Below are 15139 nucleotides of genomic sequence, written 5' to 3'. Positions count from 1 at the left end.
GAATCTTTAGAGGAGAACATGGCGTTCGGTCAGCCCCGCATCGAGTACAAGACCAACGAGCAAATGCGCAAAATGCATGAGGCCGGTTTGGTCCTTAGCCGAGCACTGGACGCTGCTGTGGCAGCTGCCATTGCAGGAGTCACCACGAAGGACCTGGATGACGTCTTCGCCGCTGTCCTCAATGATGCCGGCGCCAAGTCCAACTTCCTCGGGTATCACGGCTTCCCGGCCACCATTTGCACGTCAGTCAATGAGGAAGTGGTTCACGGCATTCCCGGCGGCCGCGTCCTGCAGGACGGGGACATCATTTCCATTGACGGCGGCTGCATCGTGGATGGATGGCACTCGGACTCAGCCCGCACAGTCATTGTGGGCACCGCGGACCCCGAGGACCAGCGTCTTTCCGATGTCACTGAGGCCGCGATGTGGCGTGGCATTGCAGCCCTCGCCAAGGGCAAGTTTGTGGGCGACATCGGCAACGCCATCGATGACTATGTTTCCTCGGTGCCGGGCAAACCGCTTGGAATCCTTGAAGACTACGTTGGCCACGGCATCGGGTCCGAAATGCACATGGCGCCGGATGTCCTGAACTACCGCACCAATCACCGCGGTCCGAAGATCCGGCCCGGCCTTTGCCTCGCGATTGAACCCATGCTGGTCCGTGGCGGCATTGAGACAGCCACGCTGGACGATGACTGGACTGTTGTCACCACCGACGGAAAGCGTTCGTGCCAGTGGGAGCATTCGGTAGCCGTGCATGAGAAGGGCATCTGGGTACTGTCCACCCCGGATGGAGGCGCCGCGCGGTTGGCGCCACTCGGCGTCGTACCTGTCCCGATCCCGTAAAAGTACTGGCTGGTCGGTAGCTCCCAGCCCTTGGCACAGCCACAACTCCCGGTTCGTTCTTTGGCCCGTTTCCACGTTGCCGATCCCTTTGGGCAAACGGCATCCAGGGCAGACGGCATCCCAGTGCAGACGTGGAGAATGGAGCCATGAATGCGATCACCGATGTTGCAGGTATCCGGGTTGGGCACGTGCAGAAGAACGACGAGGGGTGGCTGAGTGGCGTGACCGTGGTCCTGCCGCCGCCGGGAACCGTCGGATCAGTGGATGTGCGGGGCGGTGGTCCGGGGACCCATGAGACGGATGCCCTCGACCCCACCACGCTTGTGCCCACGGTTGATGCTGTGGTGTTGACCGGCGGCAGTGCCTTTGGGCTGGCATCGGCGACGGGCGCGCAGCGTTGGTGTGAGGAGCAGGGGAGGGGATTCGCCGTTCCCGGGACCGTGGTGCCCATTGTTCCGGCCGCGGCCATTTTCGACCTTGGCCGCGGTGGTGACGTCCGAGCCCGACCCGACGCCGACATGGGCTACCAGGCAGTTGCCGCAGCGTTCGCCTCAGGTGACCATGCCGCCGTCGAACGTGGCAACGTGGGTGCCGGAACCGGAGCGCTTGTTGCCCGCGGCCAGTACAAAGGGGGAGTGGGTACGTCCTCGATCACGCTGGAGAGCGGAGTGATTGTGGGCGCCATTGCCGTGGTCAACGCCTTGGGATCGCCATTGGGGCTGGGCCTCCGCGAGACGCACGGTGACGCTGGCCCGCAAGGCCTCAACACCACACTCGTCGTCATCGCAACGAATGCGGCATTGGACGTGGCCGAGTGTAAGCGGACGGCGGCCTCGGGGCATGCCGGGTTGGCCCGTGCGCTGGATCCATCCCATACCCTCGCCGATGGCGACACCGTGTTCGCGTTGGCGACTGGCGCCGTCGCGCTTGACCGCAGCAGTGAGCAGGCCCGGCAAGTGTCGCTGATTACGCTGCAAAGCGCGGCCGCCGAGGCCGTTCGACTGGCGATACTGGACGGCGTCGAGGCGGCAGAAAGTGTCACGACGCCGGCGGGCGAGTTCCCCGGATACCGCACCGTCGGGGAGTGACGAGTCGGGGCAGGTGCGCTACCATGATCGGATTTAACTTTCCTGCCTCATTGCCGTAGAGTTGTCTGTTGGTTGTCTGTACAGCCACGCCCTTTTCAGTGTCGTGGTTTCCTGGCGGCCAAGCAAACAAAAAACGTCCGCGGGATCGCCGGTGCCTACCGGAGGACTGCGGCAAACAACAGTTAGCGGAGGATATGGCCAAGAAGGACGGGGTCATTGAGATCGAGGGCGTTGTGACTGAGGCGCTGCCCAACGCGATGTTTCGTGTTGAGCTCACCAACAAGCACGTCGTTCTCGCACACATCTCTGGGAAGATGCGTCAGCACTACATTCGAATCCTCCCCGAGGACCGCGTAGTGGTGGAGCTGAGCCCATACGACCTCACTCGTGGTCGTATCGTCTACCGCTACAAGTAAATTGCTGGGCGGCAGGCAATAGTGCCAGGCCGCTCCAGCAGATCAACTGCAAAACACGCAAAGGAACGCCATGAAGGTCAAGCCGAGCGTCAAGCAGATCTGCGACAAGTGCAAAGTGATCCGCCGTAACGGCCGGGTCATGGTGATCTGCGAGAACCCGCGCCACAAGCAGCGCCAGGGCTAATTCCCACTCGGGAATCAGCGCCCGCAAGGGCAAACCTGGGTTGCTAACCCACGCAAGTAAATAAAGGCAGCACAAGCTGAGCTGGGACAGAAGTACAGAGCCCGGACAGCGTACCCCCGGTCGGAGGCTGGGGCCACACGGACTGTGTGGGTGTACTGCCTACGACCTCCGGTTTATTCAAGGAGTACCGCCACTATGGCTCGTCTCGCTGGCGTAGACATTCCCCGCGAAAAGCGGTTGGAAATTGCGCTTACTTACATCTACGGCGTGGGCAAGACCCGTGCACACGAAACCCTGGCTGCCACCGGCATCAGCGCTGACGTTCGCGTCAAGGACCTGACTGACGCCGAGCTGGTCCAGCTGCGTGACTACATTGAAGGCAACTACAAGGTTGAGGGTGACCTTCGCCGCGAGGTAGCCGCTGACATCCGCCGCAAGGTTGAGATCGGCAGCTACGAAGGCCTGCGCCACCGCAAGGGCCTGCCCGTACGCGGTCAGCGTACGAAGACCAACGCTCGTACCCGCAAGGGCCCGAAGCGTACCGTCGCCGGCAAGAAGAAGGCCGGACGTTAATCCCTCGGGATTGACCTGGTTTTCCCCCGATAACTTTCTGTAGGAGAAACAATGCCCCCGAAGACTCGTGGAGCGGTCCGTAAGCCGCGTCGCAAGGATAAGAAGAATATTGCGCTTGGCCAGGCGCACATCAAGAGCACCTTTAACAACACCATCGTGTCCATCACGGACCCGACTGGCGCTGTAATCTCCTGGGCTTCCGCCGGTGAGGTTGGCTTCAAGGGCTCCCGTAAGTCCACCCCGTTCGCTGCCCAGATGGCTGCCGAAGCTGCTGCAAAGCGTGCTCAGGAGCACGGTCTGCGCAAGGTTGACGTTTTCGTCAAGGGCCCGGGATCCGGACGCGAGACCGCAATCCGTTCGCTTCAGGCCGCCGGCCTCGAGGTTGGCTCCATCCAGGACGTCACCCCCAGCGCCCACAACGGTTGCCGCCCGCCGAAGCGCCGCCGCGTCTAATTAGGTTTTACCTGCCTGCCGGCCGGGCCTGCTTGTGAATGGTTTTCCGATCACAAGCATGGTCCGGCTGGCCGGGCTGGAAACCGAAGCCGATTTCCACCACCTGTGTTGCGTCATATAGCGGATGCTCGCCGAAAGGAAACCTAAGTGCTCATTGCACAGCGCCCCACCCTGTCCGAAGAAGTTGTAGCCGAGAACCGCTCCCGTTTCATCATTGAACCGCTGGAGCCGGGCTTCGGTTACACCCTCGGAAACTCCCTCCGCCGTACCCTGCTCTCCTCCATCCCCGGTGCCGCTGTAACCAGCATCCGGATCGATGGTGTGCTGCACGAGTTCACCACGGTTCCGGGTGTCAAGGAAGATGTCACCGAGATCATCCTGAACATCAAGAACCTTTCGGTTTCCTCCGAGCACGATGAGCCGGTTGTTGCGTACCTGCGCAAGCAGGGCCCCGGAGTCGTCACCGCCGCGGACATCGCTCCTCCGGCCGGCGTCGAATTCCACAACCCGGATCTGCACATTGCCACCCTCAACTCGAAGGGGAAGTTCGAGCTCGAACTGACCATCGAGCGCGGCCGTGGCTACGTTTCGGCAGCTCAGAACAAGTCCGGCGACTCCGAGATCGGCCGTATCCCGGTCGACTCGATCTACTCGCCGGTCATGAAGGTAACTTTCCGCGTGGAAGCTACCCGTGTTGAGCAGCGCACCGACTTCGACAAGCTCATTGTCGACGTCGAGACCAAGCAGGCAATCGCCCCGCGCGATGCCGTTGCTTCCGCAGGCACCACCCTGGTGGAACTGTTCGGTCTGGCCCGTGAGCTGAACACCGCAGCTGAAGGTATCGAGATTGGCCCGTCGCCGACCGACGCTGCGCTTGCAGCTGACATGGCCTTGCCGATCGAGGATCTGGACCTCACGGTCCGTTCCTACAACTGCCTCAAGCGTGAGGGCATCCACACCGTGGGTGAACTCGTTGCCCGCTCCGAGGCTGACCTGATGGACATCCGTAACTTCGGTGCGAAGTCCATCGACGAGGTCAAGGCAAAGCTCGTCGAACTGGGTCTGTCCCTCAAGGACTCCCCTCCCGGTTTCGATCTCGCAGCCCGCGCCGCAGCCATCGAAGAGGACGACGCCGCGTTCAGCGACGACGAGCTCTAAACAGCAGATCTTGGCCGCAGGGTCCAGTGATGGACCTGACCGGCTCTCATAACAGGAGAAATAACTATGCCTACCCCCACTAAGGGTCCGCGCCTCGGAGGCGGCCCGGCTCACGAGCGCCTGATGCTCGCGAACCTGGCAGCATCGCTCTTCGAGCACAAGCGCATCACCACCACGGTCACCAAGGCCAAGCGCCTGAAGCCGTACGCAGAGCGTCTGGTCACCTTCGCCAAGCGTGGCGACCTCGCTTCCCGCCGCCGCGTTCTCGGCCTGATCAGCAACAAGGGCATTGTCCACGAGCTGTTCACCGACATCGCCGGCGCTGTTGCCAACCGCGATGGTGGCTACACCCGCATCACCAAGATCGGCAACCGTAAGGGCGACAACGCTCCCATGGCTGTCATCGAGCTCGTTCTCGAGCCCGTATCCCCGAAGCAGGCCGTTGTTGCTGAGGCAACCGCTGCTGCCGCCAAGGCTGCTCCGGCTGACGAGGCTCCTGCCGCTGAGGAAGAGGTCGTTGAGACCGAAGCCGTAGAGGCTGAGGCTGCAGAGACTGAAGAGGCTCCGGCTGCTGAGGCACCCGAAGCAGAAGCTGCCGAGGCTGAGGCTGAAGAGGCTCCTGCCGACGAGGACAAGAAGTAATTCAGTAGACTTGAGTCTATGAACGAACAAAAACCCGCTGCCCCCGTTTTGGGGGGCGGCGGGTTTTTGCGTGTCCGGATGAATCTGTCCTATGACGGTGGCCCATTCAATGGCTGGGCCGTTCAGCCTGGACTCCGGACCGTGCAGGGTTCACTGGAGGAAGCGCTTGAGCTCCTGGTGCGGCGTCCGGTACGCGTTACGGTCGCGGGCCGAACGGATGCCGGTGTCCACGCCCGCGGCCAAGTGGTTCACGTGGACCTCTCGGACGCTGAGTGGCTGGGTTTGGCGAGGGGGCACGACGTCGATCCGTCCGTTTCGCTGTTGCGTCGCCTTCGTGGCGCCCTTAGTCGTGTCCTTGGGGACCTGACGGGTGCAATTGAAGTTCACGACGCCGCCCTGGCGCCTTACGGTTTCGACGCCCGCTTTTCTGCGTTGTGGCGCCGTTACAGTTACCGGATTGCCGACGGTACCGAACGTTGGGATCCGGTGCTGCGGGGGATCACGTTGTGGCACAAAGTGCCGCTGGACGTTTCCCTGATGAACCAGGGTGCCGCGCTCTTGTTGGGCCTCCAGGATTTCCGGTCCTACTGCAAACCCCGCGACGGCGCCACGACAATCCGCGAGCTGCAGAAGTTCGCATTTGAGCGCGGGGCCGACGGGATCATTGTTGCCACGGTCCAGGCGGATGCGTTTTGCCACAACATGGTGCGGTCCCTGGTGGGCTCAGCTTTGCGTGTGGGGGAGGGGCTGGAGCCTCCGGTGTGGCTGCATGAGCGGCTTCTTGCCCGTGCACGGGATCCGAAGTCTTTGCTCGCTGCGCCGCATCCACTGGTGTTGGAGGAAGTGGCATACCCTTCGGACAGTGAGCTGCTGGCGCGGGCTGAGTTGACGCGGGCGAAGCGGGAGTAGTGCTTTTGGCTGTTTCTGTGCCCGGGCATTGGAGGACCCCCTCCCGGCTCTGGGTACCGGAAGGGGGCCGTTATGGCCGTCCACGGTCTGGGATCCGTAAACGGCCGGTCTATTTGCCCGCGGGTCAGGATCAGCTGAAGGCTTGGATGATCTTGATGACTGCGGGCCCCAGAAGGACTATGAACAGCACCGGGAAGATGCAGAACAGCAAGGGAAAGAGCACCTTTACGGGAAGCTTCATTGCCTTCTCTTCTGCGGCCTGACGGCGCTTGACGCGTGCCTGCTTTGCCTGTGCACGCAGGACGTTGGCTATGCCGATGCCGTACTTGTCAGCCTGGATGACTGCGAGGACAAAGCTCCGGATGTCCGGAACGGCGCACCGTTCCGCCAAGGCCTCATATGACTCTTGCCGTGGTCTGCCGACCTGTATATCCTGCAGCGTCCGCATGAGTTCTTGAGGGAGTGGTCCTGATCCTTGAGAGGCTGCCCTTTCCATAGCTGACTCAAATCCAAGGCCGGCCTCAACTGAGATGAGCATCTGGTCGAGGGTGTTCGCGAACTCAAGCTTGATGGCTTCCTGTCGCTTGATCCCGGTGTTGTAAATCATGAGATCGGGAAGGAAATAAAGGAGCATCACCGCGAAAAGGGATATTCCAACAATGCCCGGGCCGGGGCTGACAAGAAATAGGAGTATTCCGGCAACTGACCCTGCAAGGGCGAGAGCCGGCTTCATCGCTATGAGTTTCGGCAAGGGCATGGATGCCGGTCGCCCAGCGAGGGCCAGCCAATGATCCAATTTTGCTTCGTAGCTTCCTGGAGTCAGCTTTCTGGCAACACCAAGCATGAGAGGTGGGCGCTTCAGGTTTACAGCCGTGCCTTGCGCGAATCCTGATCCAAGGTTGCTTTGGATAGCGACGATGCCCTTCCGGTCAAGGCTGAGCAAAGACCACGCGAAGTACGCGAGAGGCAGAACAATAACGGCAATGATCAGCCAGACTATGGGAGTCATGAGCCCTGCCTCCTAGAACTTGATCTTCACTGTGCGGCTCATCCAGAAGCCGCCGATGACGAATAGGACTGCACTTACTACTACTAAGGCGATACCTATCGGGTGTTCGGCGAAGAGCCTCATGTAGCCGGGGTTCAACACGGACATGAAGAGTCCCACCGCGATGGGGAGAATCATCAGAACCACGGCGGACATCTTGCCCTCAGCGCTCAGGGCACGTACGTGTCCTTTGATTTCGCTGCGCTCCCTGATGGTTCCTGCGACCTGTTCGAGCACCTCGGCCAGGTCCCCGCCCACTTCCCGGTTAATCTGGATGGCTTGACCAATCCAACGGAAATCCTCGCTGTCCATACGTTGTGCGCAGTCGTCTATTGCCCGACGCGGATCCTGTCCGATCCTGACTTCGTTGACGATGCGGCTGAGCTCTTCCGATGTGGGGACTTGTGCCTCTTGGGCTGCTGCTTCCAACGACCTCATGATGCTGTGACCCACACGTAGCCCACCGATCAACATCTGAATCGTGTCAGTTAGCTGGGCATCGAACTTGGCGCGTCGTTTCTGAGTTCTTATTATCAACACCAATTTCGCAAGCAACGGCGCCGCGACTGCCAACAAAACCCCAATGAATATGTGGAAGAGCAAAGTGCCAATGACTGCCGAGACTATTGCGCTGGCAATAACCGTTACCGTGAAGTCGGCTGGCGAGTGCTTGACTCCGGCCTGGTAGAGAACTTCCCTGTTGAAGGGTCCACCCGAGCGACCCAGCGCAGTGTCCATGAACTGTACGGCTGTCTCGGATACCCGACCCACAGCTGAATTGTCGTGTGATACCTCGTAACGGCGACGCTCGATGGGGATGGTTCCGTTTCGAGGCTTTAGGACAAAGACAATTGTCAGGATGAGCGCCCCTATGCAAAGTCCGATGGCAGCGAAGAAGAGAACAGGAGAATCCATGGCTATCGCCTCCCAACGGGTTGCGCAACAACGCCGAAGGTGGCCGGCGAAACCTGGATGCCAAGTTCGGAAAACCGGTCAAGGAAACGGGGGCGGATTCCCGTTGGAACAGCCTTGCCCAGGAAACGGCCTTGAGCGTCCAAGCCAGCGGAGTAGTCGAAAAGAAAAGCATCCTGTAACGTCACGACTTCACCCTCCATGCCTTGTACTTCGGTCACATGAGTGACCCGCCGGCTTCCGTCACGAAGGCGCGTGACCTGGACGATGAGATCAACGGCGGAGGACACCTGTTCGCGGATGGCGCGCAGTGGCAGGTCCATTCCGGCCATGAGGACGAGTGTCTCCAAACGAGCTATGGCATCACGCGGGGAGTTTGCGTGGACCGTTGACAGGGAACCGTCATGGCCGGTGTTCATGGCCTGCAGCATGTCCAGGGATTCACCACCACGTACTTCGCCAACAATGATGCGGTCTGGTCGCATACGGAGAGAGTTCCGCACCAAGTCGCGGATGGTGACAGCACCTCTTCCCTCAATGTTGGCTGGCCGGCTTTCCAGCCTGACAACGTGTTGCTGTTGGAGTTGAAGCTCGACTGCGTCCTCGATGGTAACAATTCGGTCAGACTCAGGTATGAACGATGAGAGGACGTTCAGGAGCGTCGTCTTTCCGGTGCCTGTACCGCCTGAGACGATCACATTCAGGCGCGCTCGAACGCACGCACTCAACAAGTCAGCCATCTCGTGGCTCATGGAACCCCAGTCAATGAGATTCCTGACAGTGAGTGGGGTATGACTGAATTTCCTGATGGTGAGTGAAGGTCCGTTGACCGCCAGCGGAGGAATGATGGCATTGACGCGGGAGCCATCCTCCAAGCGGGCATCGACGAGTGGTGACGATTCATCAATGCGGCGCCCCACCTTGGAGACAATCCGTTCGATGACCTTTCTCAAGTGGTCGTCGGAACTGAACTGCAGGTCCGTCAAAGTCAAATGACCGTGGCGTTCCACGTAAATCTGGTCATAGCGGTTGACCATCACTTCGGTGATCGACGGATCTTCCAACAGACGCTGCAGCGGGCCAAAGCCCATGACCTCATCCGCAATCTCCCGGATGAGGCGTCGCCGCTCTTCCGGCGACAAGGGGACCTGCTCGTCATCGATGACGGCGGAAAGTTCATCCACTGCAAAGGTGCGAAGGTCCTCCTCGGAACTCGACGTGTCCCCGATACGATTGCCGATGCGCTCGAACAGTGCATTTGCGGCACGCTGCTTCAGGCCAGCCAACGCATCGACAGCAGGAGCACTTGGCGCTCCGCCAAGGAGCGGTGCTGCCGGGGAATGCGCTGGCAGTGAAGGGACGGGCGGGGTGACCTTGGCAGAGCTATCCTTGCCACCGTCGCCCGAAACATCGACACCAAGCGGAGTGTTCTTTGAAAGCCTTTCCGACAGTTTCACGAGACCACAACCCTTCTGTGTTGCTTGCTCTGCGGTGCAGTGGCCAAGCGGGGATCAAAGCGTTCAACCAGTTTGCGAAGTCCCTTTGTGGCGGAGTCGCGCGTCGTCCCCTGAAGAACCGGCACGCCTCTGTTGGTTGAAAACGGCAGATTGCGGGACCTGGGGATGACCGTGTCAATTGGGACCCCGATGGTTGCTTCGACGTCCTGCACCGAGATGCCACTCTTCCTGTCGGCAAAATTCAGCACTGTATGCCGGCCCTGGGGAAGAAGTTGCAACTCTTTGAGAACGCTGAAACTCTTACGAAGACCCCGGATACTTGGGACGTCCATACCGCAGACCCACACTCCGTCGGTGGCAAGCTCAAGTGTTGCCAGGCAGTGTTCGCCCAAGCCGGGAGCGGTGTCCACAACGACGTATTTGAATTCCGTCGCCAGCTGGTTCAGAAGGCGGGACACGTGCTCGGCTGTGATGTAGTCCGATTCGGAAGGTCTGCTCGGAGCACACAAAGCGTAGATGCCGGCAGGATGCACCGTCAGGAAGGCTTTTAGGACCATGGAGTCCTGGGCCGCAGAACCGTGCACTGCTTCAGTGATAGAGTGTTCCGGCTCGAGCAGGAGACCGGACGCCACATCTCCGAATTGCAAATCCAAATCCACGATGACGACGCTCATCGGAGCGACGGCTCCCAGCCCCACGGCCAGATTGGTTGCAACGGTTGTCTTGCCTACCCCGCCCTTCGGAGACATTACGGCAATGACCCGTCCTCGTTCATGCCCTGGCTCGGCCGCAGGCTGCATACCCCGCCGTCGGCTCGCCGCAGCGAGGCAGGCGCGCTCCAGAAGGACGCGGAGCTCATTCACCTCGATCTCGGGGGATATGACATCCCGGACGCCGGCATGCATGGCGCGCAAAACAAGATCGGGCTCAGGCTCGGAGACGAGGAGGAGGCTGATCTCGGGATACTGGAGATCGAAGACGGTCGCCAGCTTCAGCGCGTCGTCCGATTTCACGCCGGGACCCAAAATCATGACCTCGGGTGGGGCACCTGTCAGTCGCTTGAAGACATCGTCGGTGCCACCTTGCAAAACCTCGGGTGACAGGGTCTCCAGGTCTCCATGGAGCGCTCCAGTAATGGCTTGTCGGACACGGGATTCAAAGTCCCTGACTGCAGTGATCGCTACGAAGCGGCTCATTGGACCAGCCCTCCGAAAGTCGTCGTGGGCGGGTCGCCTTTCACGGTCTTGTCGGTCTGCTTAGACAGCCACAGCGTTCCAAACTCTGCGCCAAAGACCATCTTGGCGGCGTTTGCGTCACTAAGGGCAACGGTCACGTAGGCCGATCCGTTAGGTAATGCGACGCCCTTGTCCGTGCCTGCTGACTTTTCGGCGTCGGGTGCCGCTTGTTGAACAGCCGTCACAAGCACATCGTGATAGAGCAGCTCCGTGAAATCTTTCCAGCCGGTGAGATGGGCAGGAAGATTGGCACCTGCCGGGATGGCTTCATCCAACTTGAACGAGGCAAATACAGTGACGGTGTCACCCGCTTCAATGCGACCTCCCAGAATACGCTCAGGAGCCAGAACGAACGTGGCTTCCTGCAAGCCCTCAGGAACAGGAACGGTCCCAGGTACCAATTCGTTGGGGTTCACCAGCTTGACGCCAAGCAATTGTTCGCCGGGCTGCAAATCGACGCTGGTGACCTTGCCCTTTTGGTCGCCCAAGGCACTGATTGTTCCCTGCGCCACCGCCGTTTGGGGCAAAGTTTCAGTTGTTACTTTGTTTCCGAGCTCCTCGACCTTGGTTCCGGCCGGGATGGGTTCTTTGACGACGAGTACATTTACGGGTTCGAGCCCTTGCTGCGCCCGCTTATCGGCCCCCTGCACATAGGTAACCAATAAGACGGTGCCAATGACTGCCAACAGCAGTGCGGCAATGCCTCCCAGTAGGCGTGCTTTCACTTTTACTCCTTGCAAATTATAGGAATGGTGAGTTGCCGTGTCAGATGCGGCTACTCGGTGAGCGAGACAACGGAGGCCCCATAATTAGGGATGCCTGGCGTCACTTGCATGCCCTCTTCGAGTGATACGAAGCGGGTGAAGAACCCCTGAAGCCCCCGGCAATTTCCGTTGCAACTTGGAGCAAGAGGGTCCACAACGGCCCCAGAGCCGCTGAACTTGTAACCGGTTACCTGGAATGCCGCGAAACCTATAAGTGTGTATTCCGCATTGCTTCCGTTACCGGTAGCTGAATCGAAGAGGGGTATCAATGCCGGCTCATTCATGATGTTTGCCAGGGCAGTGTTGCAGCCGGTTGCGTTCGGGAAGTGGTTGCCTGTTTGTCCATCCACGGTTGCATCAAGGTCGATGTCCGTTGTGCAGCCCGTATCAGTGAGTAGCCAGCCGAAACCACCAGGTTGATATCCGTTTTGCGCAGCACAGCCGGGCACCGTGGGTGCATTCTCGTCGTACCTGAGGAGGATATGGGTTGGTGTCGGGTCGCCTGTGAAGGTCCCCGTGGAGTTCAAGGATGCAAGTTGCGTTGCTGAGAGGTACTTCTTGAAGACACACTCGCTGACGGTCCAGGGAAGCGTGGTGGCCGTGGAAGGTGCACCCCACGAGGCTTCTGCAGCCGCGCCCACTTCGGCGGTGTCGTACCCCAACGCCCTGGCAAACAGGAGCGTGAGATTGTCTTCTCCGTTGGTACGGGCGTTTGTGACGACGCGAACGGTGGTCGCCGCCGGAAACGAGACGACGGCTCCGCTGGATGCATCGTTTGCATTGTTATTGGCGAAGAAGTCAGCAGTCCCGGAACTGTCGCCGCAGCTGCCGTTGGCGCAATCCGAAGCGACAGCCAAGGCTGCGGCATCGGCACCGTTCTGTAACTGTGCTTTCTCCGCATATACCGCGCCCACATCTACAGCCAACGCGGCGAAGCCGAGGAGAACCACCATGGAACCAGCGACCAAAACCGCAACGGCACCTCGCTCGCCGGACTCATTGGTACCAGCCGCAACCACCATACGGGCTCGGAATTTCGCTAACCACCGCATCTCATCACCCCGACACCTGTCATATTGATTGGGAAGATGCCGGATCCACCGAAGAAGCCGGCGTCCAGAAAACCGGTCATGGACTGCAAAGAAACGCTTGTCGTTACTTCTACGTTGGACCCGGGCGCACAGCTTGAAGCGTTGTCTGAGACGGTGACACCCAGACCATCCAGCGCCGGCGCGGCCGCCAAAGCTGCGCCGGAGACGTCCAAGCTGCCGTCCTGGTAGTGCACCGCTGCATGGCGCGCACCTTCACGCGCAGCCTGCGTGAGGGAAACCTGGACGTTGTAGGCGCGCCCGAACTCCATGATTCCGAACAGGATTAGCAGCAAAAGTGGCAGTATGATGGCCAATTCCACGGCCGCGGCGCCACGCTCATTTGTTTTGGATTTCACATCCGTCTCCAAGTCCCAGATCTCAACAGAATGTGCCCTTAAAGCAACGGGTTGGTCGTGGTTGCCAAACGGCAGCCGCGACCAACCGCGTCACTGGCTGAGCCTAGAAGACGATGCCGTCGAAGAGGAGATCGACTCGAACACCAAGTGCGAAGGCGGCAACACCGACGACGACTGCGATGGCGGCGACCATGATGCCGTATTCAACCATCGTCGCGCCCTTCTCTTCCTTGGTGAAGCGGTCCTTGACGCCGGCGATGTACGAGGTGATGGTGAACATAAGTGCAGACATTGGAAAATTCCTTCCCAGAAATGAGTTTATTGTTGGGTGTTTCTTCTTTTATAGGTCCAGCAAATTATCGGAATTTGCTTCGATTCCCGAACTACCCCCATGTTGCTTTTAGCGGTTCGGAATTCGATAACTCAAGAATTCACCCTGGGCGTGCAGCTGGACAATGCGTAGTCGTACTCGAATTGCGCAAGGGGCAATTACGTGGACACCCGTAAGCGGGCACGGGAGTACTCAGTTTGTGGCCCGAAGCGGGCAGTCAACTACTTGGAATGAACAGCACCCTTACGGTTTCGAGGGCGCAAAGGAGGCGTTGCGGGGCCTAAGAAAGACGCCTACTGAAGTACCAGGATCACGCTTATAGCGGCAATGACCATCGCGGGTCCATGAGCTGATTCGGCGGGTTTTTCCGCGCCGCGCAGGCGCAACATCAGCACCGTGAGCACCCCGCCCACCACGAAACCCAGTAGTCCGCCGTACAGTACTTGCTTCCAACCCAAGTACCCCAAGTACAGTCCGATGGGTGCAGCAAGCTTCACATCGCCCATGCCAAGGCTCCTCGGGGAAATAAGTCCCAGAATCAGGTAGCCAAGGAACAGGATCACCCCTCCCGCGATGGCGCGAAACAGCTCAGGCCAGCCTGGAGCGAGGGCTGCGGCTACCACCAGCAGCACAATGCCGCCTCCAAGCAGGAGTAAAACTAGGGGATTAGGCAGCAGGTGCAGAGTGAAATCAATTCTTGAAAGCTGCACCCCAAGAACGGCCAATAAAAGGAATGCCGGCAGCTCGGAAGAATAACCGAAACGCCACGTAAGCAAAGCAAAGAGCAGCGCGGTGACTGCCGCCGTCGTGATCCGTACCTTAGGGGAGGGGAGTCCGCCGAGCCGCGGCAGCCGCCGGGCGATCAACCACTCCACGGCAGGGCTAAGGACCAGGCCCGCCAGGGCGGCGAGGAGTGGGAGGGCGGGTCCGTCGATCATCTCGTCTCCATCACTGCTACGTGCGACCCCGAGGGGCGGATACCCCATTTTGACCCGGAGGTCCCGCTGACGGTATTGTTTATAGTCGTTGTGCGTGTCCTATCTCGATGACACATGCCTTCTCGGGGATCCAGTTGCAGGGTCAGTAACTCAAGAGGCATATCGGGATTCCGGGATGACTGGTCTAAAGAGCCCTCACCTCTGCTCCGGTAACGCATACATAGTAGGTGCACGTCTCACTGCGTGCCGCCTAAAACATGAACGCCAGAACAAGAACGAGGCAAAACCGTGCGTACGTACACCCCGAAGCCCGGCGATATCAACCGCCAGTGGCACGTCATTGACGCCACCGACGTTGTCCTTGGTCGTCTTGCCAGCCAGACCGCAACACTGCTGCGCGGAAAGCACAAGCCGACCTATGCGTCCCACATGGACATGGGCGACTTCGTCATCATCATCAACGCTGAAAAGGTTGCCCTCACCGGCGCCAAGCTGGAGCAGAAGCGCGCATACCGCCACTCCGGTTACCCGGGCGGCCTGACCTCCGTCAACTACGCCGAGCTGCTGGAATCCAACCCGGTTCGCGCTGTTGAGAAGGCCATCAAGGGCATGCTCCCGAAGAACTCCCTCGCCGCTCAGCAGCTGGGCAAGCTCAAGGTCTACGCAGGCCCGGAGCACCCGCACGCTGCCCAGCAGCCGAAGACTTTCGAAATCACCCAGGTCGCCCAGTAGTCCTGG

At 59.8% G+C, this 15139-nt stretch carries 19 protein-coding genes; 10 read left to right on the top strand and 9 right to left on the bottom strand.

Annotated features, from left to right (window positions below; genetic code table 11):
• Window positions 1–18: 18 nt before the first annotated feature.
• The 9 genes from map (at window position 19) to AB0N65_RS07860 (ending at window position 6269) form a co-directional block, all read left to right on the top strand.
• On the top strand, window positions 19–846 hold the full coding sequence (gene map, locus AB0N65_RS07900) for a type I methionyl aminopeptidase (protein WP_364159863.1): 828 nt from the start codon (window positions 19–21) through the stop codon (window positions 844–846).
• A 146-nt stretch (window positions 847–992) separates the two neighbouring features.
• Window positions 993–1934, top strand: coding sequence for a P1 family peptidase (locus AB0N65_RS07895; protein WP_364159861.1), 942 nt, complete (start codon window positions 993–995; stop codon window positions 1932–1934).
• 194 nt (window positions 1935–2128) lie between these two features.
• Window positions 2129–2350, top strand: coding sequence for a translation initiation factor IF-1 (infA, locus tag AB0N65_RS07890; RefSeq protein WP_011775571.1), 222 nt, complete (start codon window positions 2129–2131; stop codon window positions 2348–2350).
• A gap of 70 nt (window positions 2351–2420) precedes the next feature.
• Window positions 2421–2534, top strand: a complete 114-nt coding sequence (rpmJ, locus tag AB0N65_RS07885; RefSeq protein WP_011775570.1) for a 50S ribosomal protein L36 — start codon at window positions 2421–2423, stop codon at window positions 2532–2534.
• 195 nt (window positions 2535–2729) lie between these two features.
• A complete protein-coding gene (gene rpsM / locus AB0N65_RS07880; protein WP_011775569.1) occupies window positions 2730–3107 on the top strand; it encodes a 30S ribosomal protein S13 in 378 nt (125 codons plus the stop codon).
• Between the two features lie 51 nt (window positions 3108–3158).
• Window positions 3159–3560, top strand: coding sequence for a 30S ribosomal protein S11 (gene rpsK / locus AB0N65_RS07875; protein ID WP_021472435.1), 402 nt, complete (start codon window positions 3159–3161; stop codon window positions 3558–3560).
• Window positions 3561–3707: 147 nt separating this feature from the next.
• Complete coding sequence (locus AB0N65_RS07870) at window positions 3708–4718, top strand: DNA-directed RNA polymerase subunit alpha (protein ID WP_347108054.1); 1011 nt, start codon at window positions 3708–3710, stop codon at window positions 4716–4718.
• Window positions 4719–4784: 66 nt separating this feature from the next.
• Window positions 4785–5360: a 50S ribosomal protein L17 gene (gene rplQ / locus AB0N65_RS07865; protein WP_364159858.1), complete on the top strand. Its 576-nt coding sequence runs from the start codon at window positions 4785–4787 to the stop codon at window positions 5358–5360.
• 18 nt (window positions 5361–5378) lie between these two features.
• Window positions 5379–6269, top strand: coding sequence for a tRNA pseudouridine synthase A (locus AB0N65_RS07860; RefSeq protein ID WP_364159856.1), 891 nt, complete (start codon window positions 5379–5381; stop codon window positions 6267–6269).
• Between the two features lie 130 nt (window positions 6270–6399).
• On the opposite strand, the gene AB0N65_RS07855 is transcribed toward AB0N65_RS07860, so the two are convergent.
• The 9 genes from AB0N65_RS07855 to AB0N65_RS07815 all read right to left on the bottom strand — a co-directional run bounded on the left by AB0N65_RS07855 (window position 6400) and on the right by AB0N65_RS07815 (window position 14401).
• Window positions 6400–7278 carry a type II secretion system F family protein gene (locus AB0N65_RS07855; RefSeq protein ID WP_364159854.1) on the bottom strand — a complete coding sequence of 293 codons (879 nt, stop codon included), beginning with the start codon at window positions 7276–7278 and terminating at the stop codon, window positions 6400–6402.
• 12 nt (window positions 7279–7290) lie between these two features.
• A complete protein-coding gene (locus tag AB0N65_RS07850) occupies window positions 7291–8232 on the bottom strand; it encodes a type II secretion system F family protein (protein WP_364159852.1) in 942 nt (313 codons plus the stop codon).
• 2 nt (window positions 8233–8234) lie between these two features.
• The gene (locus AB0N65_RS07845; RefSeq protein WP_364160007.1) at window positions 8235–9581 is read right to left on the bottom strand and encodes a CpaF family protein; all 1347 of its coding nucleotides are present in this window, start codon (window positions 9579–9581) and stop codon (window positions 8235–8237) included.
• A 101-nt stretch (window positions 9582–9682) separates the two neighbouring features.
• The gene (locus tag AB0N65_RS07840) at window positions 9683–10882 is read right to left on the bottom strand and encodes an AAA family ATPase (RefSeq protein WP_364159850.1); all 1200 of its coding nucleotides are present in this window, start codon (window positions 10880–10882) and stop codon (window positions 9683–9685) included.
• Entirely contained in the window at window positions 10879–11607 is a 729-nt protein-coding gene (locus AB0N65_RS07835; protein ID WP_364159848.1) for an RcpC/CpaB family pilus assembly protein, read from the bottom strand. Before AB0N65_RS07835 ends, AB0N65_RS07840 begins: the two co-directional genes overlap by 4 nt.
• An 89-nt stretch (window positions 11608–11696) precedes the next feature.
• Window positions 11697–12707, bottom strand: a complete 1011-nt coding sequence (locus AB0N65_RS07830) for a Tad domain-containing protein (RefSeq protein ID WP_364159846.1) — start codon at window positions 12705–12707, stop codon at window positions 11697–11699.
• Window positions 12708–12724: 17 nt separating this feature from the next.
• Complete coding sequence (locus tag AB0N65_RS07825) at window positions 12725–13132, bottom strand: TadE family protein (protein WP_364159844.1); 408 nt, start codon at window positions 13130–13132, stop codon at window positions 12725–12727.
• 103 nt (window positions 13133–13235) lie between these two features.
• On the bottom strand, window positions 13236–13424 hold the full coding sequence (locus AB0N65_RS07820; RefSeq protein WP_364159842.1) for a Flp family type IVb pilin: 189 nt from the start codon (window positions 13422–13424) through the stop codon (window positions 13236–13238).
• Between the two features lie 332 nt (window positions 13425–13756).
• Window positions 13757–14401, bottom strand: coding sequence for a prepilin peptidase (locus AB0N65_RS07815; RefSeq protein WP_364159840.1), 645 nt, complete (start codon window positions 14399–14401; stop codon window positions 13757–13759).
• Between the two features lie 288 nt (window positions 14402–14689).
• Between AB0N65_RS07815 and rplM the strand changes: the two genes are divergently transcribed.
• Window positions 14690–15133 carry a 50S ribosomal protein L13 gene (gene rplM / locus AB0N65_RS07810; protein WP_364159838.1) on the top strand — a complete coding sequence of 148 codons (444 nt, stop codon included), beginning with the start codon at window positions 14690–14692 and terminating at the stop codon, window positions 15131–15133.
• Window positions 15134–15139: the final 6 nt, after the last annotated feature.

This window comes from Paenarthrobacter sp. NPDC089322 (assembly GCF_040684895.1).
Taxonomy (GTDB): Bacteria; Actinomycetota; Actinomycetes; order Actinomycetales; family Micrococcaceae; genus Arthrobacter.
This window is presented reverse-complemented; position numbering and strand designations above follow the sequence as displayed.